Origin of the sequence: Morganella psychrotolerans (genome assembly GCF_001676155.1) — a bacterium.
GTDB lineage: Bacteria > Pseudomonadota > Gammaproteobacteria > Enterobacterales > Enterobacteriaceae > Morganella > Morganella psychrotolerans.
In genome coordinates, this window is the sequence record NZ_LZEW01000012.1 from 515,178 (window position 1) to 538,104 (window position 22,927).

Consider the following 22,927-nt stretch of genomic DNA (forward strand, 5'->3'; position numbering starts at 1 on the left):
GGCTGCTATGCAACACGTTGGCGGCTATCGCCGGTATGTTCCGTTATTGTTCAGAGGGGCGGATATTGTCCTGATGATCCTCTGGCCGTTTGTGGTGCTGTATCTCCTTTATCTCGGGAAGATGCAGCTCACAGGCGCGGTACTGCTGGGCTATTTTGTTGTGCGTTTTGTGTTGTTATCAAAAACGGCACGGCACAATAAACGGCTGACACTGATACTGACCGCGACAGGCGTATTGCTCTGCACGCTGAGCATACTGTTTAAAAACCATCAGGCGCTGATGTATTACCCGGTTGCGGTAAACGTTACGTTACTGGCGGTGTTCAGCTACAGCCTGTACCGCCCGCCCTCGGTAATTGAACAGCTCGCCCGTTTGCAGACGCCGGATCTCAGCCCGCACGGGCAGCGTTATACGTTCCGGGTCACACAGGTCTGGTGCCTGTTTTTTATTCTGAACGGGACGATTGCGCTGCTGACAACGCTATCAGGTGATGTGACCCTCTGGGCGTTGTGGAACGGATTTATCAGTTATTTACTGATTGGTTTGTTATTTGCCGGGGAATGGTGTGTCCGCAGACGGGTGCAGCGCAATGATCCGCAGCAGAACCAACACAAGATTAAGTCATAATATGGAAAATCATTACCGTCCTGTATCTCAGTGGCTGGCAGCCGCGCCGGAAACCCCGGTGTTACGTCATGAAGGGCGGATAATCACCATTGCCGGACTGACGCAACAGGTAAGCCTGCTGTGTCAGCCGCTTATCCGGCATCCTGCGCAGGCGTGTATATTGTGCTTTCAGGACAGCGCACATTTTATTGTGGCGCTGCTGGCGGTGCTGCATGCCGGAAAAACACCGGTACTGCCCGGTAATCATGACCCCGCACAATGCCTTGCCCTGACGGACAGTAATACACTGTTGCTGACAGATGGCGTTCTGCCGCCATTTTCTGACGGCTGGTTTACCCCGGCGTATCAGGATGTGTCTGTGCCGGTTCAGCCGTTACCGGCGATCCCGGCGGACAGTTATCTGTCACTTTATACGTCCGGCTCCGGCGGCACACCCAAACGTGTTGATAAATCACTGGCGGTTATGGATACGGAAGCCCGCTGGCTGGCGTCATTATGGGAACATTCATTTCATGCGGGATGTGTCCGTGGCTCTGTCAGTCATCAGCATTTATATGGTCTGACATTTTGTCTCTGGCTGCCGCTTTCTCTCGGGTATCTGACGGATACCACAATAGTCGAATTCCCGGAGCAGCTTGCGTATCCGGAACCCTATATTTTTATCACCAGCCCCGCGTTTTTGCAGTTCCTCGACCATAACCTGGCGCCGCCGGTCTGGTCTTTTATTATTTCTGCCGGTGGAAAACTGGAATGGGCGCTGGCCGATGCGACTCTGCGCTGGGGCGCGGTTGCGGTGAATGAAATATACGGCAGCACGGAAACCGGTGTGGTTGCACACCGGGAAAGACGCAGCGGTGACAGCGCCTGGCAGTTGTTTGACGGCGCGACACTCTCTGCGGCGCAGGGCGAATCTTACTATTATCTGCATTCTGCACTGCTGGCACCGCAGACGCATTTCCTGCTGGAAGATAAGCTGCAACTGACGGATGACGGCGGGTTTATTCTCGCCGGGCGCACCGATAAAATTATTAAAATTGGTGAGAAACGCATTTCTGTCACGGCAATTGAAAACCGTCTGATTGAACATCCGGCTGTCGCGGATGTGGCTGTTGTGCCGGTATCCCGCCGTGGGCGGACCTATCTGGGTGCGGTTGTGGTGGTTTGTGCCGGGACAAAAACACCCGGAGCGGAGCAGTTTGCACAGTGGCGCGCTTTTTTACGGCATCACACCGATCCTGTGGCTGTTCCCAGGTTTTGGCGTGTGGTTCCGGTTATTCCGTTAAATCCGCAGAGCAAACGATCATGGTCGGTATTACAGGAGTTATTTAATGTTACCGGTTGAAAAAACGCACTCATTAACAGGTCCGGATGCGCTGAGCGTAACACTGACTATTCCGCCATCCCTTTCCTGGTTTGAGGGACATTTTGATTCTCAGCCGGTGTTACCCGGCGTGGCGCAAATTGAATGGGCAATACATTATGCGGCGCGCTATCTCAATGTTAATGCCGCATTTTCATCACTGGAACAGGTGAAGTTTTTATCGCCCATTCTGCCGCAGGATGAGGTCACGCTGCTGCTGACATGGGATGCACAACTGCAAAAATTACAGTTCCGTTATCACGCCTTTCCGTCAGCGGATGCGGAACCGGTACTGATGAGCAGCGGGAAAATCCGGTTATGTCCTTAATTCTTTCTGCCGGGATCTCTGTTGCGCCTGCGCTGTTTAAGCCCTGTGCACTGATCCCCTGCTATAACCACGGAAAAACGCTGGCGGCAGTCGTCTCAGCACTGACAGCACAGAACCTTGATTGTCTGGTGGTTGATGACGGCAGTGATGAAACCACACAGAGCGATATCGCCGCCGTACAGGCAGCATTCCCGCAGTGTCAGGTGTTGCGCCTGGCGCAAAATCTCGGTAAAGGCGGGGCGCTGGAGGCGGGTTTTCGTCTGGCTGCCGGACGGGGATACACACATGCATTGCAGGTTGATGCTGATGGTCAGCACGATCTCAATGCGGTTGCGCAACTGCTTGCGATGTCGACTGAAACGCCGGACAACCTTATCTCCGGTCAGCCGGTGTATGACGGATCTGTGCCCAAATCCCGCCTTTACGGGCGCTATATCACGCATTTCTGGGTGTGGATTGAAACATTATCCTTTTCCCTGAAAGACAGTATGTGCGGCTTTCGGGTTTATCCTCTCGCCGCAACGCTTGCTGTGATGGATAAGGTTCGGGTGGGGCAGCGCATGGATTTTGATACTGAAATTATGGTTCGCCTCTATTGGGACGGGACAGACAGCCGCTTTCTGCCGACCCGGGTGTATTATCCGCAGGCCGGTATTTCGCATTTTGATGTGGTGAAAGACAATGTGCGTATTTCCAAAATGCATACGCGGCTGTTCTTCGGCATGTTACCCCGTATTCCGCGTCTTTTATGGCGCAGACCCGTCCGGCACTGGGGTGCGACGGCTGAGCGGCGCGGTGTCTGCGGTATGCGCTTTATGATAAAAGTCTATAATCTGCTTGGTCGTAAGCCATTTCAGTTTCTGCTGCTGTTTGTGGCGGGTGGGTTGTGGCTGACCGGCGGAAAACAGAGCCGGGCTTCCCGTGATTATCTGCAAAAAATCCGTACCCGCTATCAGGCACTGGGCAGGAAGGCACCTTCCGGACTGAACAGTTATCGTCACTTTCTGCGCTTCGGGGAAGCGATGCTGGATAAAGTCGCGGGCTGGAGTGGAAAACTGGTCTGGAACCGCGATGTTGCGTTTGCTCCCGGTGCACTGTCTGTACTGGAGTCTGACTCTGCGGGCGGAAAGCTTATTCTTGCCTCACACCTCGGGGATATTGAAGTGTGCCGCGCGCTGGCGGAAACCGGGATGATCAAACGTATAAATGCCCTGGTTTTTCATGAGCATGCCGCCCGTTTTCAGCAAATTATGGCGGAAGTCGCGCCGCAGGCGATGCTGAATCTTATCTCAGTAACGGCTATCACACCTGATATCGCAGTCTTATTGCAGGATAAAATACAGGCCGGTGAATGGGTGGCGATTGTCGGGGACAGGATTGCTGTCTCCAGCTCTCAGCACAATACCCGGCGCATCAGTTGCAGCCCGTTTCTGGGCATACCGGCACCTTTCCCGCAGGGACCCTTTATTCTGGCAGCATTACTCAAATGCCCCGTGGTACTGATGTTCGCCCTGAAAGAGCAGGGGCGCATCATTATTCACAGCGAGGCGTTTGCCGACCCTGTGGTATTGCCGCGCAAACAGCGTGATGCGGCATTGCAGACCTATATTGATCAGTATGCGGCGCGCCTTGAGCACTACACACTGCTCTCCCCCCTGGACTGGTTTAATTTTTATCCTTTCTGGCAGTTACCTGCCGATTCTGTCTCACCGGAGGAAAACCGCCATGTTGTCTGATCCGCGTTTTACTATCGATGTGGATGTTTTTATCCCCTTTCATGACTGTGATCCGATGGGGATTGTCTGGCACGGTAACTATCTGCGTTACTTTGAAGTCGCGCGGGAGCAACTGCTTAATCAGTTTGACTACGGCTACCGGCAAATGCTGGATTCCGGTTATGTCTGGCCTGTCGTGGATGTAAAAGTGAAATACCGCCGGTCAGCGCGTTTCGAGCAAATCGTGACGGTTCGTGCCGTAATCGCCGAATATGAAAACAGATTAAAGATTAATTATATTATCAGCGATAAAAAAACGGGTGAAAAACTGACAACCGGTTACACCATACAGGTCGCGGTTGAGAAGCATACCAATGAGCTGCAATTTGTCAGCCCGGATATTTTATTTGCCCGGATGGGGATCGAAAAGTGAAATACATTGTGATAGTACTGCTGTTTATTTCCGGTCTGGCGCAGGCGCTGACCATTGATGAACTGCGCGATACCTTTGCCACTCAGACAACCGTGAGAGCCAAATTTACCCAGGAGCGGCAGATAAAAAATATCAGAGCGCCGCTTATTTCGACGGGATCTATGTTGCTGTCTCAGGAAAAAGGGTTGTGGTGGCAGCAGCGTGAGCCATTTGTTACCACGCTTATTCTGCGCGATAACGAGATGATTCAGCGCATGAACGGACAGCCTGATCAGACCATTACGGCAGAAAATAATCCACAGATGTTTCAGTTTAATGCCCTGATGAGGGCGCTTATCAAAGCGGACAAAACCGTGCTGGAAAATCATTTCACCACCACATTTACCGACAAAGGGCAGGGGAAATGGCAATTGCATCTGGTGCCGGTGACGACTCCGCTCGACAAGTTGTTTTCTGAGATTAGCCTGAGTGGTTCGCAGGTGATCGAACAGGTTGTGCTGACAGATAAACAGGGCGATGCAACAACGATTACTTTTTCAGACCATCAGCTTATGCCGGAAAACCTGACACCGGAAGAGGCGCGCTATTTTGACTGAGCGTATATTTGGTACAGGCGCGCGGATCTGGGCGGGATGCTGCCTTTTGCTGGTGGCGCTTTTTATCTGGCTGCTGCCCCAGGCGCGCATTGCATCCAGTGTGATGGCGCTGCTGCCGGTACAGGTGATAAGCAGTGCGTCTCCGGCGCTGTCTGAGGGGTTTCTTGCCAGGCTTGATAAACAGCTGGTCTGGCTGGTCAGCCCGGCGGCGGGGGCGCCGCAGGTGCAGGATAATGCCGCCTCTTCTTGGCTTAACCAACTGAAAAAACAGCCCTTTATGGCATCAGTCAACGGGCCGGTAACGGCGGAGCAGCAGAAATCATGGGGTGAATTTTACTATCGCCACCGTAACGCTCTGGTTGATGAGCAAACCCGCGCCCGGCTACAGAACGGGGAGCAGCAGGCGGACTGGATCACCGGACAACTGTTTTCTGCTTTTTCAGGGCTGAGCAGCGTTGAGCTGCAACATGACCCGATGCTGCTGGTGCGCGGATCACAACTGGCGTTACAGCAGGCGGGCAGTAAATTTTCACTGCGTAACGGCTGGCTGACCGTATCCGATGCCGAGGGGCGGACGTGGTATATGATCCACGGAGAACTGAATGACGGCGCAGGTGAGCTGAAAAAATCACATGAGACGGTCAGTACGCTCGAAGCGATGCAACAAGACTGGCTGAAAGCCAATCCCGGCGGGCAGATCAAAGTACGCGGCAGCTTGTATTACAGTGATTACGCCAGCCAACAGGCTCAGTCAGACATGAGCCGTCTGGGAACGGTAACCGTTCTGGGTGTCTTTTTGCTGATTGTCGCGGTTTTCCGCTCAATAAGACCGCTGTTCCTCTGCCTGTTTTCTGTGCTCACCGGCAGTTTGTGCGGGGTGGTGGCAACACTGCTGGTTTATGGCGAAATCCATCTGCTGACCCTGGTGATGAGTATGAGTATTATCGGGATTTCTGTGGATTATGCGATTTACTATCTGACAGAACGGATGGTTTACGGGCAGCAGAGCAGCCCGCGCGAAAGTCTTTTAAAAGTACGCCCTGCGCTTATTCTGGCGCTGGGTACGACCGTTTCCGCGTATCTGATTATGATGCTGGCACCTTTCCCCGGTATCCGCCAACTGGCGCTGTTTGCCGCTGCCGGTCTGACCGGCGCGTGCCTGACGGTTATCACGCTTTTCCCGGTACTGGTGCGCGGATTACCTGTCCGCCCGGTTCCTTTCAGTATGTTGCTGCTGCGCTGGCTGGCTGTCTGGCGGCATAATAAATGGGTCAGAACCGGGCTGCCTCTGCTGGCTGTACTATTCTCGCTGGCGGGGATCAGTCAGCTACGGATTAATGATGATATCGCGGCATTGCAGGCACTGCCTCAGACCCTGGCAGAGCAGGATCGCGATATCGGCGAAATGACCGGTCAGCGCAGTGACCAGACCTGGTTTCTGGTAACCGGTGCATCGCCGGAGCAGGCATTTCAGCGCCTGGAAAATATGTTACAGCCACTGGATGCCCTGCGGGCAAAAGGCGTTTTCAGTGCGTATCAGCGCGTGCCGTTTTATTCACAGCAACGTCAAAGTCAGAATGCAAAATTAGTCCGCGATGCCGCACCCGGCGTACTTACCCGTTTACAGGCTATCGGCACGGAAGATCCGGTTATTGACACGTCCGCTATGTCAGTTACACCGGAAGAATGGCTGGCATCACCTGTCAGTCAGGGCTGGCGTCTGATGTTACTCACGCTGCCCGGAACCGGTGAAACCGGGATATTACTGCCGGTAACCGGCGTGAAAGATACCGGGGCGCTGGCAAAACTGGCTGATGATCATGAGGGCGCAAGCTGGATCGCCCGTAAAGCGCAGTTTGATGAGCTTTTCGGTTTCTACCGGCTGGTTCTGAGTATTCTGCTGGGCGTGGCATTTTGTGTCGTGGTGGTGACTTATCTTTTCCGCGAAGGGATAAAAAGAGGGCTGGTGTGTGTTATCCCGACCACGCTGTCACTGCTGGTTGCGCTGGGCGCGCTCGGCATAAGCGGAATGCCGCTCAATCTCTTTTCTCTGTTGGCGCTGGTGCTGGTACTGGGCATAGGGATTAATTACAGCATCTTTTTCAGTAACCCGAAAGGCACCGCACTGACATCACTGCTGGCGGTAACTGTTGCACTCTGTACCACATTACTGACCCTGGGAATGCTGGTGATGAGTGCCACCCAGGCAATACAGGGATTCGGACTGGCGCTGTGCGCCGGTATCTTCAGTGCATGGTTGTTCTCCCCGCTGACAATGGGCACAACCAAACAACGACATAAAAACAAGGTACGATAATGCGTTCAGTCTGTTTTCTCTTTTTATTTATCTTAACCGGATGCGTAACACCACAGCAGGATAAGCAGCCCCGCGCCTGGCTCAAGCCCGGCGTCAGTGTGATCCTTCCGTCACCGGGACTGGATATGCCGGTCAGTGAGCAGCAATTGCTGACCGCAAACGTCAAAGGAAAATCCTATTCGCTGGTGGCGCTGCTGGATGCAGATAAAGAGCAACTGACGCTTGCCGGGCTCTCTTCTCTGGGGATCCGCCTGTTTTTACTCCATTATGATAAAGACGGGATCCGGACCGAACAATCGGTGATGCTGCCGGAGATCCCGCCTGCGGAGCAGGTGCTGTCAGATATTATGCTCAGTTACTGGCCGGTGGCGCGCTGGGCGCCTCAGTTACCGCAGGGATGGACTCTGACTGATAACGGTGACCAGAGAGAGCTGCGGGATGAACAGAAACAGATTGTCAGCCTTATTACTTACAGTAACGCACAGGGAGAGCGCATCCCTGTGCAGATAGACAATCAGATATTCAGTTATCAGATAATCATCTCTCATCTGGAAACCACGCCATGATTTACATTAATGCGGTTGGCATGCTCAATGCGCTGGGAAATAACACGCAAGAGATCCGCCGTAATCTGCCGCTGCGCCATGCGCCCGGTATGAAAGCGCGGGATAACTGGTTACAGTCAGGTGATGCGTGTGTGCTGGGTGGCGTGCAGGCGGAGCTTCCTGATGTTCCGGTGCATTTGCATGCACATAACAGCCGTAATAATCGTCTGTTGCTGGCGGCATTAGAGCAGATCCGCGAACCGGTGACCCGGATGATACACACTTATGGTGCGGATCGTATTGCGGTGATCCTCGGTACCAGTACCTCGGGGCTGGATGAGGCGGATCACTTTATTGATGCGCACTTTCAGTCAGGGGAAGCGCCGGGCTACCATTATTATCAGCAGGAGCTGGGTGATCCTGCCCGGTTTCTTGCCGCTAACCTCAGCCTGACCGGACCTGCCTATACACTGTCTACCGCCTGTTCATCCAGCGCGCGGGCGGTATTGTCGGGTCAGCGTCTGATTAAGGCGGGGCTGGTGGATGCGGTGATTGCCGGGGGCGCTGATACACTCAGCCGGATGCCAATCAATGGCTTTAACAGCCTTGAGGCACTCTCATTGACGCTGTGTCAGCCGTTTGCGCAGGATCGCCCCGGAATAACCATCGGTGAGGGTGCAGCACTGTTACTGATGAGCCGCGAACCGGCAGACGTGGCTTTTCCCGGCGGCGGGGAGTCCGGAGATGGTTATCATATGTCTGCGCCTGAGCCTGACGGCAAAGGTGCGGAGCAGGCAATCCGCATGGCGCTGGATAACGCGGGACTGACAATCGGGGATATCGGCTATATTAATCTGCACGGGACAGGAACACCGCTCAATGATGCGATGGAATCCACTGTCATCAACCGGCTTTTTGGTACGGATACCCCCTGTAGTTCAACCAAACCGCTGACCGGTCACATGCTGGGCGCTGCCGGAGCCGGGGAGGCGGGGCTGTGCTGGCTTATCCTGAAAGAGAATCTGGCGTTACCGGCGCAGATTTTTACGGATAAACCGCAGGATAGTCAATTACCGTCCTGTGGTCTGCTGACCACAGAAATTCCTTTGCGCAAGCCGGTGATCCTGTCGAATTCGTTTGCATTCGGTGGCAATAACTGTGCTCTGATATTTGCAGGAGTGACGCATGATATATGATAAACCGGCGGCGTATCTGCCGCATTCGGCACCCATGGTACTGCTGGAAAGCGTTATCAGCGTGGAGCCGGAAAGTGCCCGGTGTGATGTTGTTGTCACAGCACCGGGCGTGCTCGGGCGGTTTCTTGATAAAAACGGGAACCTGCCCGGATGGTATGCTATTGAATTGCTGGCTCAGACAGTCGGCGTCTGGTCCGGCTGGCACCAGCAGCAGAATCAGGTTTCTCAGCCTGCGGTGGGACTGCTTCTCGGCGGGCGCGGAATTAAATGTAGCTGTCCGGCATTTCCGGCAGGTGCGCGTTTATCAGTAACGGTCAGGCTTCAGTTAAAAGATGACAATATCGGCAGCTTTGAGGGCGAGATAAGTGCGGGAGATATCAGCCTGGCGACCGGGCGGATCACCACTTATCAGCCCGCATTTGATGAGCTGACAGCGCTTTTCCAGCGCGATTGTTACTGTCATTAATAAGAAAAAACAGTTAATTAAATCAACACAGTCAATTAAACCAAAAGACATAATAATGATGAAAAATCGTAATCGTACCGTTCTGATCACCGGTGCCAGCAAAGGCATCGGCAAAGCGATAGCCATAAAACTGGCGCAGGATGGTTTTGATATTGTGGTTCACTATTTACAGGATAAAACAGGTGCGCTGGAAACACTGGCTCAGATTGACGCCGCCGGTGCGCAGGGACGGCTGATTCAGTTTGATGTTTCTTTGCGGGAGAACACGCAGGAGATCCTGGAGCAGGATATTGCCGCGCACGGTGCTTATTATGGCGTGGTGTGCAATGCAGGGATCACCCGGGACGGGGCATTCCCGGCACTGACCGGCGAAGATTGGGACGATGTCATCAGTACCAATCTCGACAGTTTTTATAATGTTATTAAGCCCTGTATTATGCCGATGATTGGTCTGCGCAACGGCGGGCGGATAATCACGTTGTCATCAGTATCCGGACTGACGGGAAATCGCGGACAGGTCAATTACAGTGCCGCTAAAGCCGGTATTATCGGTGCCACAAAAGCCCTTGCGGTTGAACTGGCAAAACGAAAAATTACCGTAAACTGCATTGCGCCCGGTTTAATTGAAACCGGCATGATTGCGATGGAGCCGGCGGCGCTGGAACAGGCGATGGCGATGATCCCGATGAAACGCACCGGCTCTCCGGATGAAGTCGCCGGGCTGGCATCGTATCTGATGTCAGATATCGCGGGCTATGTCACCCGGCAGGTTATTTCAGTCAACGGAGGTATGTTATGAATCATCGGGTCGTTATCACCGGAATGGGTGGCGTCTGTGCCTTCGGCGAAAACTGGGATGCGGTTAAAGCACGGATACTGAAAGGCGAAAATGCCGTTCAGGTGATGCCTGAATGGGCTGAATTTGACGGGTTGAATACTCAGTTGGCAGCACCAATTCCGGAATTTATTCTGCCGGAGCACTATACCCGTAAAAAAATCCGCTCAATGGGACGGGTTTCCCTGCTGGCGACCCGTGCCAGTGAACTGGCGCTGACAGATGCGGGGCTGATTGACGACCCGGTGTTAACCAGCGGAGAAACGGGGATAGCTTACGGCTCTTCAACCGGCAGCACCAAACCGGTCAGTGAATTTGCCACTATGCTGACGGAAAAACACACGCACAATATTACCGGTACAACTTATGTTCAGATGATGCCGCATACCACAGCCGTTAACGCCGGGTTATTTTTCGGTTTACGGGGGCGCGTTATCCCGACTTCCAGCGCCTGTACTTCCGGCAGTCAGGCGATTGGCTATGCTTATGAAGCCATCCGTCATGGTTACCAGACGGTGATGGTTGCCGGCGGTGGCGAAGAACTGTGTCCGTCTGAATCCGCAGTATTTGATACCTTGTTTGCCACCAGCCAGAAAAACGACGCGCCGAAAACCACACCGGCGCCGTTTGACGCAGCCCGTGACGGGCTGGTTATCGGCGAAGGCGCAGGCACGTTAATCCTGGAAAATTACGAGCACGCCCTTGCACGCGGAGCTACTATTTACGGGGAAATTCTCGGCTTTGCCACTAACTGTGACGCGGCACATATCACGCAGCCTAAAATCGAAACTATCCAGATTTGTATCGAAAAAGCCCTGAAAAATGCCGGGTTGCAACCGCAGGATATCGGCTATATCAGTGCGCACGGTACAGGAACGGAGCGGGGCGATATTGCAGAAAGTCAGGCGACGGCGAATATTTTCGGCAAGAATACCCCGGTTTCTTCCCTGAAAAGCTATTTTGGTCATACGCTCGGCGCCTGTGGTGCGCTGGAAGCCTGGATGAGCCTGGCGATGATGCGTGAGGGCTGGTTTGCACAAACCCTGAACCTGAATAATCCTGATCCTCAGTGCGGAGAGCTTGATTACATCATGGGTGCGCCGCGTAAAATTGATACCGGGATTATTCAGACCAATAACTTTGCATTCGGGGGTATTAATACCTCGATTGTGATAAGCCGCGTCTGACCTGATGCACTGCACAGACCGTGTTGTTATCTGGCTGGCGGATATTGCGGCGCTGTGCAGTGATGATAAGGCCTGTGCAGAGGTTCTGTCCGTCTGCGGGGGCGCTGCCCGTAATACGCCCTCTTTTATTGCCGGGCGGCGTCTGCTGGCTCATGCGGTCGGTTATGACGCGTTGCGAACCATTAATCTCTCTGCGCAGGGAAAACCCTGTTTTGCCGACCCTGCGCAACCCCGGTTCAGCATCAGTCACAGCCGTGACTGTATTGCGCTGGCGATGACCGGCGGGTCAGATATCGGGCTTGATATTGAAGTTATCCGTCCCCGCCCCCGGCATCGTTATCTCAGCCTGGCGGCGCGCTATTTTAGTGCCGGCGAACAATCTGCGCTGCATTGTGCGCCGGATGAAGAAACCGCACTCTCGTGCTTCTGGCATAGCTGGACAGCTCACGAAGCGGTAATCAAGCAGCGGGGGGAGACTGTCTGGCAAATCAGACCGGATGATACAGACAGCAGCGCACTGGACACACAGCAACTGCAACTGCTGGCGCTGCATACTCCTGAGTGCGCAGTTTCATTGTGTTGCTCTGTCGGTTTACTGTGTTCTACTCCTCAGTGGGTCTGTCTGCCTCCTGAATGAGAGTATAACAGTGGAGAGCTTTATTTATTCTCTTCCCGTTATTGAAAGAGCGTAATAATGAATTTATTAAGAGCGCTGCTTCCTGTTGTTGAGAATAGTTATAAAATAAGATTTATATTCATTCCCATCTGATTTCATCGGGGTATATATTTATTTAATTATAAGAAATGAAAATAAAGACACGGTAAAGCATACGTGTTTTATGATGCATAATAGCGATATGATTTTTCCCGTTAAGTTAAATAAGAAAAACAAATAACGTCCACTTTTTAATCTTTAGTATGAAAATCATACAAGGCCCCCGGTTGTCTCTCATTGTTTTTATCCGGAAATCAAAACGATTCACATTCTGCTATCCGTTGTGCTGACTGGTCTTAGCTGTTCTGCTGACTCCATTCACGTAGCATTTTTGTCATTCTTACAGAGGGTTTTAATCTTTAGGAATAGTCAAAAGCCAGATTTAACATTCAGACGTTTATATCGTTTTAAATGTTAAATTTTAATAAAAACATCTGATTGCCTCTGTCTGTATTCCAATGCTATGAATGTTTTATTATTTTATCTCTTTTTGTTACTTATAACCCCGCTCAATACCCTTATTTTTAGTGTTGATTTTGTTCTGTGTCGCATTAATTATTTAAAAAAAACGATTACATTATGTCTCAAATAAACACTACGGAATAATAGAATGATTGAAGATAATACTTTTATCACTTCTGAGGGTATTAACCGGCGCGGCTTTCTGAAACTCTGTGCTGCATTAGCAGCAACTATGGGTCTCAGTTCAAATGCCTCTGCCGAAATTGCGGCGTCCGTCAGCCGTAAGGATTGTCCCCCCGTCATCTGGATATCTGCACAGGAGTGTACCGGTTGCACTGAGTCCCTGCTCCGGGCGACGCACCCGACAATCGAAAACCTCTTACTTGATATGATTTCTCTGGAGTACCACGAGGTACTCTCCGCCGCATTTGGTCATCAGGCCGAAGCGAATAAGCACAATGCCATCGAGAAATACAAAGGCAAGTATGTGCTGGTGGTGGATGGCTCTGTGCCGCTGAAAGATGATGGCATTTATTGCATGATCGCGGGCGAACCGATTGCCGACCACATCCGTAAAGCGGCTGAGAATGCGGCTGCGATTATTGCTATCGGCTCTTGTGCCGCATGGGGTGGTGTTGCGGCAGCGGGCGATAACCCGACCGGCGCGGTGGGTCTTCAGGAAGTGCTGCCGGGCAAAACCATTATTAATATCCCGGGCTGCCCGCCGAATCCGCACAATTTCCTGGCAACGGTTGTGCACATTATTACCTACGGCACCGTACCGAAACTGGATAGCAAAAACCGTCCGCTTTTTGCCTACGGACGTTTGATCCACGAACATTGTGAGCGCCGCGCACATTTTGATGCCGGTCGTTTTGCCAAAGAGTTCGGCGACGAAGGTCACCGCGAAGGCTGGTGTCTCTATCACCTGGGCTGCAAAGGACCGGAAACCTACGGCAACTGCTCGACATTACAGTTTTGTGATGTCGGCGGCGTGTGGCCGGTGGCTATCGGGCATCCCTGCTATGGCTGTAACGAAGCCGGTGTCGGCTTCCATAAAGGTATCCATCAGCTTGCTTCTGTGCAGAACCCGACTCCGCGTGCGGAAAAACCGGATGTGGATCTGAAAGAGGGCGGCGTGGTTTCCGGTGGTGCCATCGGGTTGCTCGGCGGTGTTGTCGGGCTGGTTGCCGGTGTCAGTGTTATGGCGGTGCGTGAGCTGGGGCGTCAGCAAAAGAAAAATGATGCTGACTCGCCGCGGGGAGAGTAACTGTGAACAGGCGTGACTTTATTAAAGTAGCCTCCGGCGGGGCTTTGCTTCTGGGGAGTTCCTCCGCAGGTCATGCGGCGGCAGAAAACCGCCCGCCGATCCCGGGCTCGCTCGGCATGCTCTATGACTCAACATTGTGTATCGGCTGCCAGGCCTGTGTGACAAAGTGCCAGGATATCAACTTTCCGGGGCGTAACCCGCAGGGTAAACAGATCTGGTCCAACAATGACAAACTGTCACCGTACACTAACAATATTATTCAGGTGTGGCAGAGCGGTACGGGTGAGCACAAAGATCAGGAAAAAGACGGTTATGCCTACATCAAAAAACAATGTATGCATTGCGTTGATCCTAACTGTGTCTCTGTCTGTCCGGTCGGCGCACTGAAAAAACATCCGGTCACCGGCATCGTGCATTATGACAAAGATGTCTGTACCGGGTGTCGTTACTGCATGGTCGGCTGTCCGTTTGATGTGCCGAAATATGATTACGACAATCCGTTCGGGATGATCCACAAGTGTGAGCTGTGCAATCAGAAAGGCGTGGAACTGCTGGATAAAGGCAGATTGCCCGGCTGTGTGGACGTGTGTCCGACCGGTGCGATTATTTTCGGCTCCCGCGAAGACCTGATGAGTGAAGCCAAAAAACGTCTCGGACTGAACGCAGGCGAGGAGTACCGCTATCCGCGCCAGACCCTGAAAACCGGCGATGAGTATAAACACACCGTACCTTCTTACTACCCGCATCTTTACGGGGAAAAAGAGGGCGGCGGTACTCAGGTGATGGTGCTGACCGGCGTGCCGTATAAAAATCTGCAATTACCTGAACTGGCTGAACTTTCAACCGGCGCCCGCTCGGAAAATATCCAGCACACCCTTTATAAAGGCATGATCCTGCCGCTTGCTGTTCTGGCGGGTCTGACAGTGCTGGTACGCCGCAATACCAAAAACGACCATCATGACGGAGGGGATGACCATGAGTCATGATCCTAAACCACTGGGCGGAAAATTATTCAGTAAGCCGATCATCATTTTCGGACCGCTTGTTATCCTCTGCGCGCTGCTTATCGTCAAACGTCTGATTTTCGGGCTGGGATCTGTCTCAGATCTGAACGGCGGCTACCCGTGGGGGATCTGGATTGCTTTTGATCTGCTGATCGGCACCGGATTTGCCTGTGGTGGCTGGGCGCTGGCGTGGGCGGTATATGTCTTTAATAAAGGGGAATATCACCCGCTGGTGCGCCCTGCGCTGCTGGCAAGTCTGCTGGGGTATTCACTGGGCGGATTGTCCATCACCATTGATTTGGGTCGTTACTGGAACATGCCGAACTTCTTTATTCCCGGCATCTTTAATGTGAATTCAGTCCTGCTGGAAACAGCGGTTTGTATGACGATTTATATCGGCGTGATGGCGCTGGAGCTTGCCCCGGCGGTATTTGAGCGCATGGGCTGGAAAGTGTCCCTCAAGCGACTGAATAAAATCATGTTTTTTGTGATTGCCCTCGGCGCATTGTTGCCTGCGATGCACCAGTCATCCATGGGTTCACTGATGATTGCCGCCGGTTATAAAGTACATCCGCTGTGGCAGAGCTATGAAATGCTGCCGCTGTTCTCTCTGCTGACCGCTTTTATTATGGGTTTTTCCATTGTCGTGTTTGAAGGCTCACTGTTACAGAGCGGGCTGAAAGGCAACGGGCAGGATGAGAAAAACCTGTTTACCAAACTGGCTGTCACGGTCAGCGTGCTGATGGCGCTGTTTCTGATATTGCGTTTCGGCGAATTAATTTATCACGGCAAACTCGGTCTTGCTTTCGCAGGTGACTATTACTCTGCGATGTTCTGGACAGAGATTTTGCTGATGGCATTTGCGCTGGCGGTATTCAGCCTGCCGAAACTGCGCCGTGACTCACGTCTGCTCTTTATCGGCGCACTGAGCATGATGCTTGGTTGTGCGGCGTGGCGTCTCGCCTATTCACTACTCGCCTTTGATCCGGGAAATGGCTATCACTACTTCCCGTCGGCGGCAGAATTATTAATTTCGATTGGTTTCGTGGCTGTTGAGATCTGCGCGTACATCTTGTTGATCCGCCTGTTGCCGATAATTCCTCCTTTAAAAAAATCATCTGTTCACAATTATCATGAGGCGAGCAAGTCATGAGCCAGAGAATTACGATTGATCCGGTCACCCGTATCGAAGGGCATTTACGCATCGACTGTGAAATCGATAACGGCATGGTCACCAAAGCCTGGGCTTCCGGCACCATGTGGCGTGGTATGGAAAAAATTGTGAAGGGCAAAGATCCGCGTGATGCCTGGATGATCCTGCAACGCATCTGCGGCGTCTGCACAACCACGCATGCGCTGGCCTCTGTGCGCGCAGTGGAAAATGCCCTCAATCTGGATGTGCCGGTGAATGCGCAGCATATCCGCAATATCATACTGGCGGCACACACCACTCATGACCATATTGTTCATTTTTATCAGCTGTCCGCGCTGGACTGGGTGGATATCACCTCGGTACTGAAAGCCGATCCGGCGAAAGCCTCGGCGATGCTTAACGGCGTATCAAGCTGGTCGCTGAACAGTACGCAGGAATTCACCCGGGTGCAGGAAAAAATCAAAACGCTGGTGGAGAGCGGGCAACTGGGTATTTTTGCCAACGGCTACTGGGGACACCCGGCGATGCAGTTACCGCCGGAAGTCAATCTGATCGCCGTGGCGCACTACTTACACGCGCTGGAGTGTCAGCGCGATGCCAACCGCATTGTGGCGCTGTTGGGCGGAAAAACTCCGCATATTCAGAATCTTGCTGTCGGCGGTGTGGCGAATCCGATCAACCTTGACGGACTCGGCACTCTGAATCTTGAGCGCCTGATGTACATCAAATCATTCATTGATAAGCTCAATGATTTCGTCGAGCAGGTTTATAAAGTGGATACTGCCGTGATCGCGGCATTCTATCCGCAGTGGTTTGAAACCGGGCAGGGCGCGGTGAACTATCTGAGCACCCCTGAATTCCCGACTGACGGCAAAAACGGCAGTTTCCTTTTCCCCGGCGGTTACATTGAAAACGCAGATTTGAGCACCTTCCGCCCGATCACCTCTCAGGCAGATCCTTTCCTGCTCGAGGGGATTCAGGAGAGCGCAAAACACGCCTGGTATCAGGATGAAGAACCGCAAAAGCCGTGGGAAGGCACAACCAACCCGAATTACACCGGCTGGGATCCTGACGGCAAATATTCCTGGGTAAAATCGCCGACACTGTACGGTAAAACCGTGGAAGTGGGACCGCTGGCAAACATGTTCTGCAAACTGGCGGCAAAACATGAAGGCACGCAGGAAAAACTGAATGAAATTATTGCGGTTTATACACAATTAACCGGCAAACCATTGGAAGTGAAACAATTACACTCCACTCTCGGTCGTATTATCGGGCGCACAGTACACTGCTGTGAATTGCAGGCGGTTCTGCAACATCAGTATGCCGCGCTGATTGCCAACATCGGCACCGGCGACCATATTACCTATGTGAAACCGGATATCCCGGAAACCGGCGTCATCAAAGGCGTGGGCTTCCTGGAAGCACCGCGCGGGATGTTATCGCACTGGGTGGTTATCAAAGATGGTGTGATTGAAAACTATCAGGCGGTTGTGCCGTCCACCTGGAACTGCGGACCACGCAATAATAATGATGTGGTCGGGCCGTATGAACAGTCACTGGTCGGGCTGAAAATTGCCGATCCGGAGAAACCGCTGGAAGTGGTGCGGACTATCCATTCATTTGACCCTTGTATGGCGTGTGCGGTACATATTGTTGATATCGATGGTAACGAAACTGTCTCAGTGAAGGTGTTGTAATGCGGATACTGGTGCTGGGTGTCGGTAATATTCTGCTGACAGATGAAGCGATTGGTGTGCATGTCGTTGAAGCGCTGGAGCAGCGCTATCATCTGCCTGATTATGTCGAGGTTATGGATGGCGGCACGGCAGGAATGGAGTTACTGGACAGTATGGCTGGGCGGGATCATCTGATTATCGCCGATGCCATCGTGACCACAAAAAGCACGCCGGGAACCATTAAAATCCTGCGCGATGATGAAGTCCCTGCGCTGTTTACCAACAAAATATCGCCGCATCAGCTCGGGCTGTCAGATGTGTTGTCAGCCCTGCGTTTTACCGGGGAATTTCCCCACAAACTCACGCTGGTCGGGGTTATCCCGGAATCTCTGGAGCCGGAAATCGGTATGACAGAGACACTTAAAGCGGCTGTTGAGCCCGCACTGCAACAGGTGCTGGCGGCACTGCGTGAATCAGGTGTTGACGCAATTTTAAAGGAGCCGGCACATGTCTGATGATATTCAGGGCTTTCAGAACAGCCCGGTGGCACAGATAAAAACGGCATTTGAGAAAATCGCCGGTGATGCGATGCAACAGCTTACTTTTCTGCATCCGTCGATGCCGGTCTATGTCACAAATTTTACCTTGTTTGAAGGACAGTGGACGGGATGTGTGATTACGCCGTGGATGTTCAGCGTGCTGATTTTCCCGGGACCCGGACAAACCTGGACCGCGCGTAAGGTCAGTGAAAAAATCGGGCTGCATCTGCCGTACGGCACCATGACATTTACTGTCGGGGAGCTGGACGGTGTATCGCAGTATCTCACCTGCTCACTGTTATCACCGCTGCCGCATTCACTGGCAGCGGAAGAGGGAATGCGGCTGGCAGATGATTGCGCGCGTATGTTGCTTTCGCTGCCGGTAAGTGATCCGGACGCGCCGCAGATGGCAGGTCGCCGCGAGGTATTCCTCCGTCACGCGGAACGCGGGCATGCATGAGTTATCACTCTGCATGAGTGCGGCGGATATTATCCGCGAACAGGCGCAGGAGCACGGTATCACGCGGGTGACGGATGTCTGGCTGGAAATCGGCGCACTTGCCGATGTGGAAGAGAGTGCGCTGCGCTTTGCGTTTGATATTGCCTGCCGCGACACAGCGGCACAAGGTTGCACGCTGCACATTGATATTATCCCCGCGCAGGCCTGGTGCTGGGATTGCAGCAGAGCAGTGTCCGTAATGCAGCACGCGACGGCATGTCCTCACTGTCACGGAGAACGTCTGCGGGTCAGTGACGGCGACGCGCTGCGGGTAAAAAGCCTGGAGGGAGAGTGAGATTACGGCTCTCCATATTCTTTTAACCATTGTGCAAACAGCTTCATTGCCGGGCTTTCCGGGCGTGATTGCAGACGCGTCAACCAGTAACCGCCCAGTGTAATTTCTGTGGCAAAGGGCTGAACAAGTGCGCCGGATTGTATCCGGCGCTCAAACATGCAGACCGGGGCAATCGCAATCCCGGCGCCGAGCTGCGCGGCTTCTGCCATTGCCAGCGAGGTATCAAACACCATGACCGGGTGTGACGGCGAAAGCGCTTTCCCGCCTGCGCAACTCATCCATCTGCTCCATTCATCCCGCCGGTAAGATCGTAATAAAGGAAACTGAAGAATATCATCAGGATGCTGTAGTTTTTCAGCAATTGACGGCGTGCATAACGGCGCATGCGGTGCATTGAAAATTAATTCAGAATCCACTTCGTGCCACGCGCCGTTTCCAAAGCGAATAGTATAATCATGTCCTTCTGCGGCGGGATCTACATGGTTATTATGCGTGGAGATCTGCACATCAATATGCGGGTATTTATCATAAAAATCCGCAAGGCGCGGCAATAACCAGCCGACAGCAAATGTCCCGACCACCCCAGCTTTTATGCGCTCACGGAATTGCCCTTGCGAAAACTGATCCAGGGTATCGGCGATTTTATCAAACGCCTCATTGAGTACCGGCAGCAGACTCTCTCCCTCGTGAGTCAGTACCAGTCCGCGGGACACGCGGACAAACAACGCGCACCTGAGTTGTTCTTCCAGTAATCTGACCTGCTGGCTGACGGCGGCATGAGTCACATTCAGCTCAACAGCGGCGCGGGTAAAACTGAGATGGCGGGCGGCGGCTTCGAATGCTCTGAGCGGATTCAGCGGAATATAGCGTCTGACCATATATCACCTGTAAGTTTTTCTTTAGGCTCTTGTTATAATTTACCGTTTGTTCTGTACCCGTATTCTGACGATACTTCAGCCCGGGATCCATATACATAAGAGATTAATTATGATGACAAAATCGTTATCCGCAACACTGGTTTCGGCACTGCTGGTATTTTCAGTACCGGGGCTGTCAATCGCGGCAGATGTCGCTGCCACGGTTAATAACACTATTGAGCCATTACTGAAGCAGCAGGCAATTCCGGGTATGGCAGTAGCTGTTACCGTGCAGGGAAAACAGTATTTCTTTAATTACGGGCTTGCTGATGTACAGGCAAAACAGCCGGTAACAGAAAATACACTATTTGAGCTTGGATCTGTAAGCAAAACTTTCACAGGTGTGCTTGGCGGCATATCAGTGGCAAAAAATGAGATCTCACTGAGTGACCCTGCCATAAAATACTGGCCGGAACTTAATTCTGCGCAATGGAAGAAAATCACCTTACTGGATTTGGCAACTTACACGGCGGGCGGATTGCCGTTACAGGTGCCGTCTGAGGTAGTCACCCGGCAGGATTTACTGTATTTTTATCAGCAGTGGCAGCCACAATGGACACCGGGAGATATGCGTCTGTATGCAAACAGCAGTATCGGGCTGTTTGGTGTCCTGACCGCAAAAGCCATTGATATGCCATATGAAAAAGCACTTCAGACACGTATTTTTACACCACTGGCACTGTCACATACATTTATTACTGTGCCGGATGCGGCAAAGAATCAGTATGCCTATGGTTATAAAAACAATGAGCCGGTGCGCCTGTCTCCGGAGCAGCTTGATGCCGAATCTTATGGCGTGAAGTCATCCTCAAAAGACATGCTTAACTGGATAGAAGCCAATCTGAACCCGTCTGAAACGGGTAACAGTGACCTGGAAAACGGGATCAAAGTTGCACAGACGCGTTACTACAAAACAGCTGCAATTAATCAGGGACTAGGTTGGGAGATGTATGACTGGCCGCAGCAATCAGATATGATCGCGGGCGGCGTGACCAATGAGGTGGCATTAGAACCGCATCCGGTAACAAGTCACGGCGTCCGGCCATACAAAAAAGCCTCATGGGTGCATAAAACCGGTGCAACAAACGGGTTTGGTGCTTATGTGGCATTTATTCCGGAAAAACAGATCGGAATTGTTATCCTTGCGAATAAAAACTACCCGAATACGGAAAGAGTGAAAGCCGCACAGGCTATTTTGAGTGCGCTGGAGTAAGCGGGTTTTAGAACATAAAGGCCACTCATTATGAGTGGCCTTTATGTTTGGTTTGACGAGGTGTTTAGTGTAATGGCGGGGCTATATCAAATATAGCCCCGCCATTACACCCCGGCTATCAGTGCGGAAAAAGTAAAGCCGCCACTGTCATTCAGACATACCGGGTAAAAATAATAACTAATCTGATATTAACAGAGCAATGCAGAGTCTCTGTCATAGTGACAGCAGCGGCAAGTCAATTAACAGGTAATTTATATTGCAAATGAACTTATTATGCTTATTATTTGAGTGTATATATCGGTATTTATAAATTTAAATTGGCGGATGTATCGAAACAGAGAGTTGTATATTATTAAACCAAGCCGATAATAATAGCGATAATACGCATTATTAATCTGTGGTATTACATGTATTTAATCTTTAAAAGACTGGTGAGGTAAAGCAGAATGCTACTTATAAGGATGTGAAATAATACCTTATGAATCAATTAACCACGTAATCATTAACATCTCGTACACTAAGTAACCCCGCCATAATAACGGTTTTTCATTCTTATTTATCTGTCTGTTTTTAATTAAAATAAAATTTAATGCTGGTTTTTTGCACCTGTTTTTATGGCGATACAATCATAAATGGAGCTAATTCCAATTATATTAATTAGTTACATATGAACATATAGTGATTATGATTTTAATCGAATGTCACAGGTAAATAAAAAGCATTGCAATGTAATGTCTTTTAAGTAAAGCTATTTAAATAAAAAATGCTTATAAAACAGAAAATAACCCATGTAATTGTATTTCTGAACCGACGGAGTTAACGTTCTCATCTGGTTTTTTCAGTATTTTGAATTGTATAGTTTTAATGATGCTTTGCTTTATTGGCTATTATTTAATCACTATTTCAGTGAGTATGGTATGATTTCTGCAGTTATTATCTCGTTTGATATATAAGTGTCCCGGATAAGGACAGATCTTTATTCAGGTATAAATACAATCTGTCTTTTTATGATTAATCTATTTTCGATGCTTTGTATCTGCGGTTTCACTAAAACATGTATCAGTTCAGATAATAACGTATTTATTATAAAGACTTAAAGTCGTCGGCTAAATTTAAAGATTACCAGAGTTGTAATGAAACAATTTGTTTTTTATTATGTTTTTTTATTTTTTTCATGTTCTTCAGTGTATGCTGAAAACCAGGCTGAATTATTATTCCATGTCGGTGCCGGAGCAGATAAAGAATACCGTATCGGCGGTACGATTGAGAATAAAATGGCCTCACCAATTGAGCATGTTGCGATAACATATCTGATACTTAATGAACATTGTTACCCCGGAAATGCCAATGTTATTACTTTTAACCAAATCCCCGGGAACGAAAAATATGACTTTTCTATTCCTGTCGACGGGCCATTGTACGGTTATAAAATCTTATCATTTACAGCGTTTGATGATATGGGCAGTGAATACGTTACAGAAGATACTACGCTGCAAATAATTCGTGAGCGGGAGACATCAAGAAAAGATACCTGCAAAAAATCACGTTAATTTATATTGTTAAAAATTAAATACA

Annotated in this window: 23 protein-coding genes; 22 read left to right on the forward strand and 1 reads right to left on the reverse strand. The window is 51.1% G+C overall.

Features of this window, described 5'->3' with window-relative positions; translation table 11 throughout:
* The first annotated feature begins 7 nt into the window (after positions 1 to 7).
* From AYY16_RS12785 to hypA, 20 genes are all read left to right on the forward strand, one after another.
* Complete coding sequence (locus AYY16_RS12785; protein WP_082970722.1) at positions 8 to 628, forward strand: COG4648 family protein; 621 nt, start codon at positions 8 to 10, stop codon at positions 626 to 628.
* Entirely contained in the window at positions 591 to 1,970 is a 1,380-nt protein-coding gene (locus AYY16_RS12790) for an AMP-binding protein (protein WP_082970723.1), read from the forward strand. The genes AYY16_RS12785 and AYY16_RS12790 overlap by 38 nt, the downstream gene beginning before the upstream one ends.
* A complete protein-coding gene (locus AYY16_RS12795) occupies positions 1,957 to 2,316 on the forward strand; it encodes an ApeI family dehydratase (protein WP_067367098.1) in 360 nt (119 codons plus the stop codon). The genes AYY16_RS12790 and AYY16_RS12795 overlap by 14 nt, the downstream gene beginning before the upstream one ends.
* Positions 2,307 to 4,052, forward strand: coding sequence for a glycosyltransferase family 2 protein (locus tag AYY16_RS12800; RefSeq protein ID WP_067367100.1), 1,746 nt, complete (start codon positions 2,307 to 2,309; stop codon positions 4,050 to 4,052). The genes AYY16_RS12795 and AYY16_RS12800 overlap by 10 nt, the downstream gene beginning before the upstream one ends.
* Positions 4,042 to 4,464, forward strand: coding sequence for an acyl-CoA thioesterase (locus AYY16_RS12805; RefSeq protein ID WP_067367103.1), 423 nt, complete (start codon positions 4,042 to 4,044; stop codon positions 4,462 to 4,464). Before AYY16_RS12800 ends, AYY16_RS12805 begins: the two co-directional genes overlap by 11 nt.
* The gene (locus AYY16_RS12810) at positions 4,461 to 5,060 is read left to right on the forward strand and encodes an outer membrane lipoprotein carrier protein LolA (RefSeq protein ID WP_067367106.1); all 600 of its coding nucleotides are present in this window, start codon (positions 4,461 to 4,463) and stop codon (positions 5,058 to 5,060) included. Before AYY16_RS12805 ends, AYY16_RS12810 begins: the two co-directional genes overlap by 4 nt.
* 103 nt (positions 5,061 to 5,163) lie before the next feature.
* Positions 5,164 to 7,377, forward strand: a complete 2,214-nt coding sequence (locus AYY16_RS12815) for an MMPL family transporter (protein ID WP_082970736.1) — start codon at positions 5,164 to 5,166, stop codon at positions 7,375 to 7,377.
* The gene (locus AYY16_RS12820; RefSeq protein ID WP_067367111.1) at positions 7,377 to 7,943 is read left to right on the forward strand and encodes a DUF3261 domain-containing protein; all 567 of its coding nucleotides are present in this window, start codon (positions 7,377 to 7,379) and stop codon (positions 7,941 to 7,943) included. Before AYY16_RS12815 ends, AYY16_RS12820 begins: the two co-directional genes overlap by 1 nt.
* Positions 7,940 to 9,118: a beta-ketoacyl-[acyl-carrier-protein] synthase family protein gene (locus AYY16_RS12825; protein ID WP_067367114.1), complete on the forward strand. Its 1,179-nt coding sequence runs from the start codon at positions 7,940 to 7,942 to the stop codon at positions 9,116 to 9,118. Before AYY16_RS12820 ends, AYY16_RS12825 begins: the two co-directional genes overlap by 4 nt.
* A complete protein-coding gene (locus AYY16_RS12830) occupies positions 9,108 to 9,584 on the forward strand; it encodes an ApeP family dehydratase (RefSeq protein WP_067367119.1) in 477 nt (158 codons plus the stop codon). Before AYY16_RS12825 ends, AYY16_RS12830 begins: the two co-directional genes overlap by 11 nt.
* Positions 9,585 to 9,642: 58 nt before the next feature.
* Positions 9,643 to 10,383 carry a 3-ketoacyl-ACP reductase FabG2 gene (locus AYY16_RS12835; RefSeq protein WP_067367320.1) on the forward strand — a complete coding sequence of 247 codons (741 nt, stop codon included), beginning with the start codon at positions 9,643 to 9,645 and terminating at the stop codon, positions 10,381 to 10,383.
* A complete protein-coding gene (locus AYY16_RS12840) occupies positions 10,380 to 11,606 on the forward strand; it encodes a beta-ketoacyl-ACP synthase (RefSeq protein ID WP_067367122.1) in 1,227 nt (408 codons plus the stop codon). Before AYY16_RS12835 ends, AYY16_RS12840 begins: the two co-directional genes overlap by 4 nt.
* Positions 11,607 to 11,610: 4 nt before the next feature.
* Entirely contained in the window at positions 11,611 to 12,243 is a 633-nt protein-coding gene (locus AYY16_RS12845) for a 4'-phosphopantetheinyl transferase superfamily protein (RefSeq protein ID WP_067367125.1), read from the forward strand.
* 688 nt (positions 12,244 to 12,931) lie between these two features.
* Positions 12,932 to 14,053 (forward strand): hydrogenase 2 small subunit, encoded by a 1,122-nt coding sequence (gene hybO / locus AYY16_RS12850; RefSeq protein ID WP_067367128.1) that lies wholly within the window; start codon positions 12,932 to 12,934, stop codon positions 14,051 to 14,053.
* 2 nt (positions 14,054 to 14,055) lie between these two features.
* Positions 14,056 to 15,039 carry a hydrogenase 2 operon protein HybA gene (gene hybA, locus AYY16_RS12855; RefSeq protein ID WP_067367131.1) on the forward strand — a complete coding sequence of 328 codons (984 nt, stop codon included), beginning with the start codon at positions 14,056 to 14,058 and terminating at the stop codon, positions 15,037 to 15,039.
* Positions 15,029 to 16,210 carry a Ni/Fe-hydrogenase cytochrome b subunit gene (gene hybB / locus AYY16_RS12860; protein WP_067367133.1) on the forward strand — a complete coding sequence of 394 codons (1,182 nt, stop codon included), beginning with the start codon at positions 15,029 to 15,031 and terminating at the stop codon, positions 16,208 to 16,210. The genes hybA and hybB overlap by 11 nt, the downstream gene beginning before the upstream one ends.
* Positions 16,207 to 17,910, forward strand: coding sequence for a hydrogenase 2 large subunit (hybC, locus tag AYY16_RS12865; protein WP_067367139.1), 1,704 nt, complete (start codon positions 16,207 to 16,209; stop codon positions 17,908 to 17,910). The genes hybB and hybC overlap by 4 nt, the downstream gene beginning before the upstream one ends.
* Positions 17,910 to 18,404, forward strand: coding sequence for a HyaD/HybD family hydrogenase maturation endopeptidase (locus AYY16_RS12870; RefSeq protein ID WP_067367141.1), 495 nt, complete (start codon positions 17,910 to 17,912; stop codon positions 18,402 to 18,404). The genes hybC and AYY16_RS12870 overlap by 1 nt, the downstream gene beginning before the upstream one ends.
* The gene (gene hybE / locus AYY16_RS12875) at positions 18,397 to 18,888 is read left to right on the forward strand and encodes a hydrogenase-2 assembly chaperone (protein ID WP_067367142.1); all 492 of its coding nucleotides are present in this window, start codon (positions 18,397 to 18,399) and stop codon (positions 18,886 to 18,888) included. Before AYY16_RS12870 ends, hybE begins: the two co-directional genes overlap by 8 nt.
* Positions 18,881 to 19,222 carry a hydrogenase maturation nickel metallochaperone HypA gene (gene hypA, locus AYY16_RS12880; RefSeq protein ID WP_067367144.1) on the forward strand — a complete coding sequence of 114 codons (342 nt, stop codon included), beginning with the start codon at positions 18,881 to 18,883 and terminating at the stop codon, positions 19,220 to 19,222. The genes hybE and hypA overlap by 8 nt, the downstream gene beginning before the upstream one ends.
* Before the next feature lie 2 nt (positions 19,223 to 19,224).
* Here hypA and ampR read toward each other — a convergent pair whose 3' ends face one another.
* On the reverse strand, positions 19,225 to 20,100 hold the full coding sequence (ampR, locus tag AYY16_RS12885) for a LysR family transcriptional regulator AmpR (RefSeq protein WP_067367149.1): 876 nt from the start codon (positions 20,098 to 20,100) through the stop codon (positions 19,225 to 19,227).
* Positions 20,101 to 20,212: 112 nt separating this feature from the next.
* Here ampR and ampC point away from each other — a divergent pair, with 112 nt between their 5' ends.
* Both ampC and AYY16_RS12895 read left to right on the forward strand, forming a co-directional pair.
* On the forward strand, positions 20,213 to 21,352 hold the full coding sequence (ampC, locus tag AYY16_RS12890) for a class C beta-lactamase (RefSeq protein ID WP_067367322.1): 1,140 nt from the start codon (positions 20,213 to 20,215) through the stop codon (positions 21,350 to 21,352).
* Between the two features lie 1,133 nt (positions 21,353 to 22,485).
* Positions 22,486 to 22,902 carry a hypothetical protein gene (locus AYY16_RS12895; protein WP_067367153.1) on the forward strand — a complete coding sequence of 139 codons (417 nt, stop codon included), beginning with the start codon at positions 22,486 to 22,488 and terminating at the stop codon, positions 22,900 to 22,902.
* The last annotated feature ends 25 nt before the right edge of the window (positions 22,903 to 22,927 follow it).

Excerpts from the sequence above, each read along its gene's own strand:
- AYY16_RS12785 (WP_082970722.1), top strand. The coding sequence starts at position 8 with ATGCAACACGTTGGCGGCTATCGCCGGTATGTTCCGTTATTGTTCAGA.
- AYY16_RS12790 (WP_082970723.1), top strand. The coding sequence starts at position 591 with ATGATCCGCAGCAGAACCAACACAAGATTAAGTCATAATATGGAAAAT.
- AYY16_RS12795 (WP_067367098.1), top strand. The coding sequence starts at position 1,957 with ATGTTACCGGTTGAAAAAACGCACTCATTAACAGGTCCGGATGCGCTG.
- AYY16_RS12800 (WP_067367100.1), top strand. The coding sequence starts at position 2,307 with ATGTCCTTAATTCTTTCTGCCGGGATCTCTGTTGCGCCTGCGCTGTTT.
- AYY16_RS12805 (WP_067367103.1), top strand. The coding sequence starts at position 4,042 with ATGTTGTCTGATCCGCGTTTTACTATCGATGTGGATGTTTTTATCCCC.
- AYY16_RS12815 (WP_082970736.1), top strand. The coding sequence starts at position 5,164 with ATGGCGCTGCTGCCGGTACAGGTGATAAGCAGTGCGTCTCCGGCGCTG.
- AYY16_RS12820 (WP_067367111.1), top strand. The coding sequence starts at position 7,377 with ATGCGTTCAGTCTGTTTTCTCTTTTTATTTATCTTAACCGGATGCGTA.
- AYY16_RS12825 (WP_067367114.1), top strand. The coding sequence starts at position 7,940 with ATGATTTACATTAATGCGGTTGGCATGCTCAATGCGCTGGGAAATAAC.
- AYY16_RS12830 (WP_067367119.1), top strand. The coding sequence starts at position 9,108 with ATGATATATGATAAACCGGCGGCGTATCTGCCGCATTCGGCACCCATG.
- AYY16_RS12835 (WP_067367320.1), top strand. The coding sequence starts at position 9,643 with ATGAAAAATCGTAATCGTACCGTTCTGATCACCGGTGCCAGCAAAGGC.
- AYY16_RS12840 (WP_067367122.1), top strand. The coding sequence starts at position 10,380 with ATGAATCATCGGGTCGTTATCACCGGAATGGGTGGCGTCTGTGCCTTC.
- AYY16_RS12845 (WP_067367125.1), top strand. The coding sequence starts at position 11,611 with ATGCACTGCACAGACCGTGTTGTTATCTGGCTGGCGGATATTGCGGCG.
- hybO (WP_067367128.1), top strand. The coding sequence starts at position 12,932 with ATGATTGAAGATAATACTTTTATCACTTCTGAGGGTATTAACCGGCGC.
- hybB (WP_067367133.1), top strand. The coding sequence starts at position 15,029 with ATGAGTCATGATCCTAAACCACTGGGCGGAAAATTATTCAGTAAGCCG.
- hybC (WP_067367139.1), top strand. The coding sequence starts at position 16,207 with ATGAGCCAGAGAATTACGATTGATCCGGTCACCCGTATCGAAGGGCAT.
- AYY16_RS12870 (WP_067367141.1), top strand. The coding sequence starts at position 17,910 with ATGCGGATACTGGTGCTGGGTGTCGGTAATATTCTGCTGACAGATGAA.
- hybE (WP_067367142.1), top strand. The coding sequence starts at position 18,397 with ATGTCTGATGATATTCAGGGCTTTCAGAACAGCCCGGTGGCACAGATA.
- hypA (WP_067367144.1), top strand. The coding sequence starts at position 18,881 with ATGCATGAGTTATCACTCTGCATGAGTGCGGCGGATATTATCCGCGAA.
- ampR (WP_067367149.1), bottom strand. The coding sequence starts at position 20,100 with ATGGTCAGACGCTATATTCCGCTGAATCCGCTCAGAGCATTCGAAGCC.
- ampC (WP_067367322.1), top strand. The coding sequence starts at position 20,213 with ATGACAAAATCGTTATCCGCAACACTGGTTTCGGCACTGCTGGTATTT.
- AYY16_RS12895 (WP_067367153.1), top strand. The coding sequence starts at position 22,486 with ATGAAACAATTTGTTTTTTATTATGTTTTTTTATTTTTTTCATGTTCT.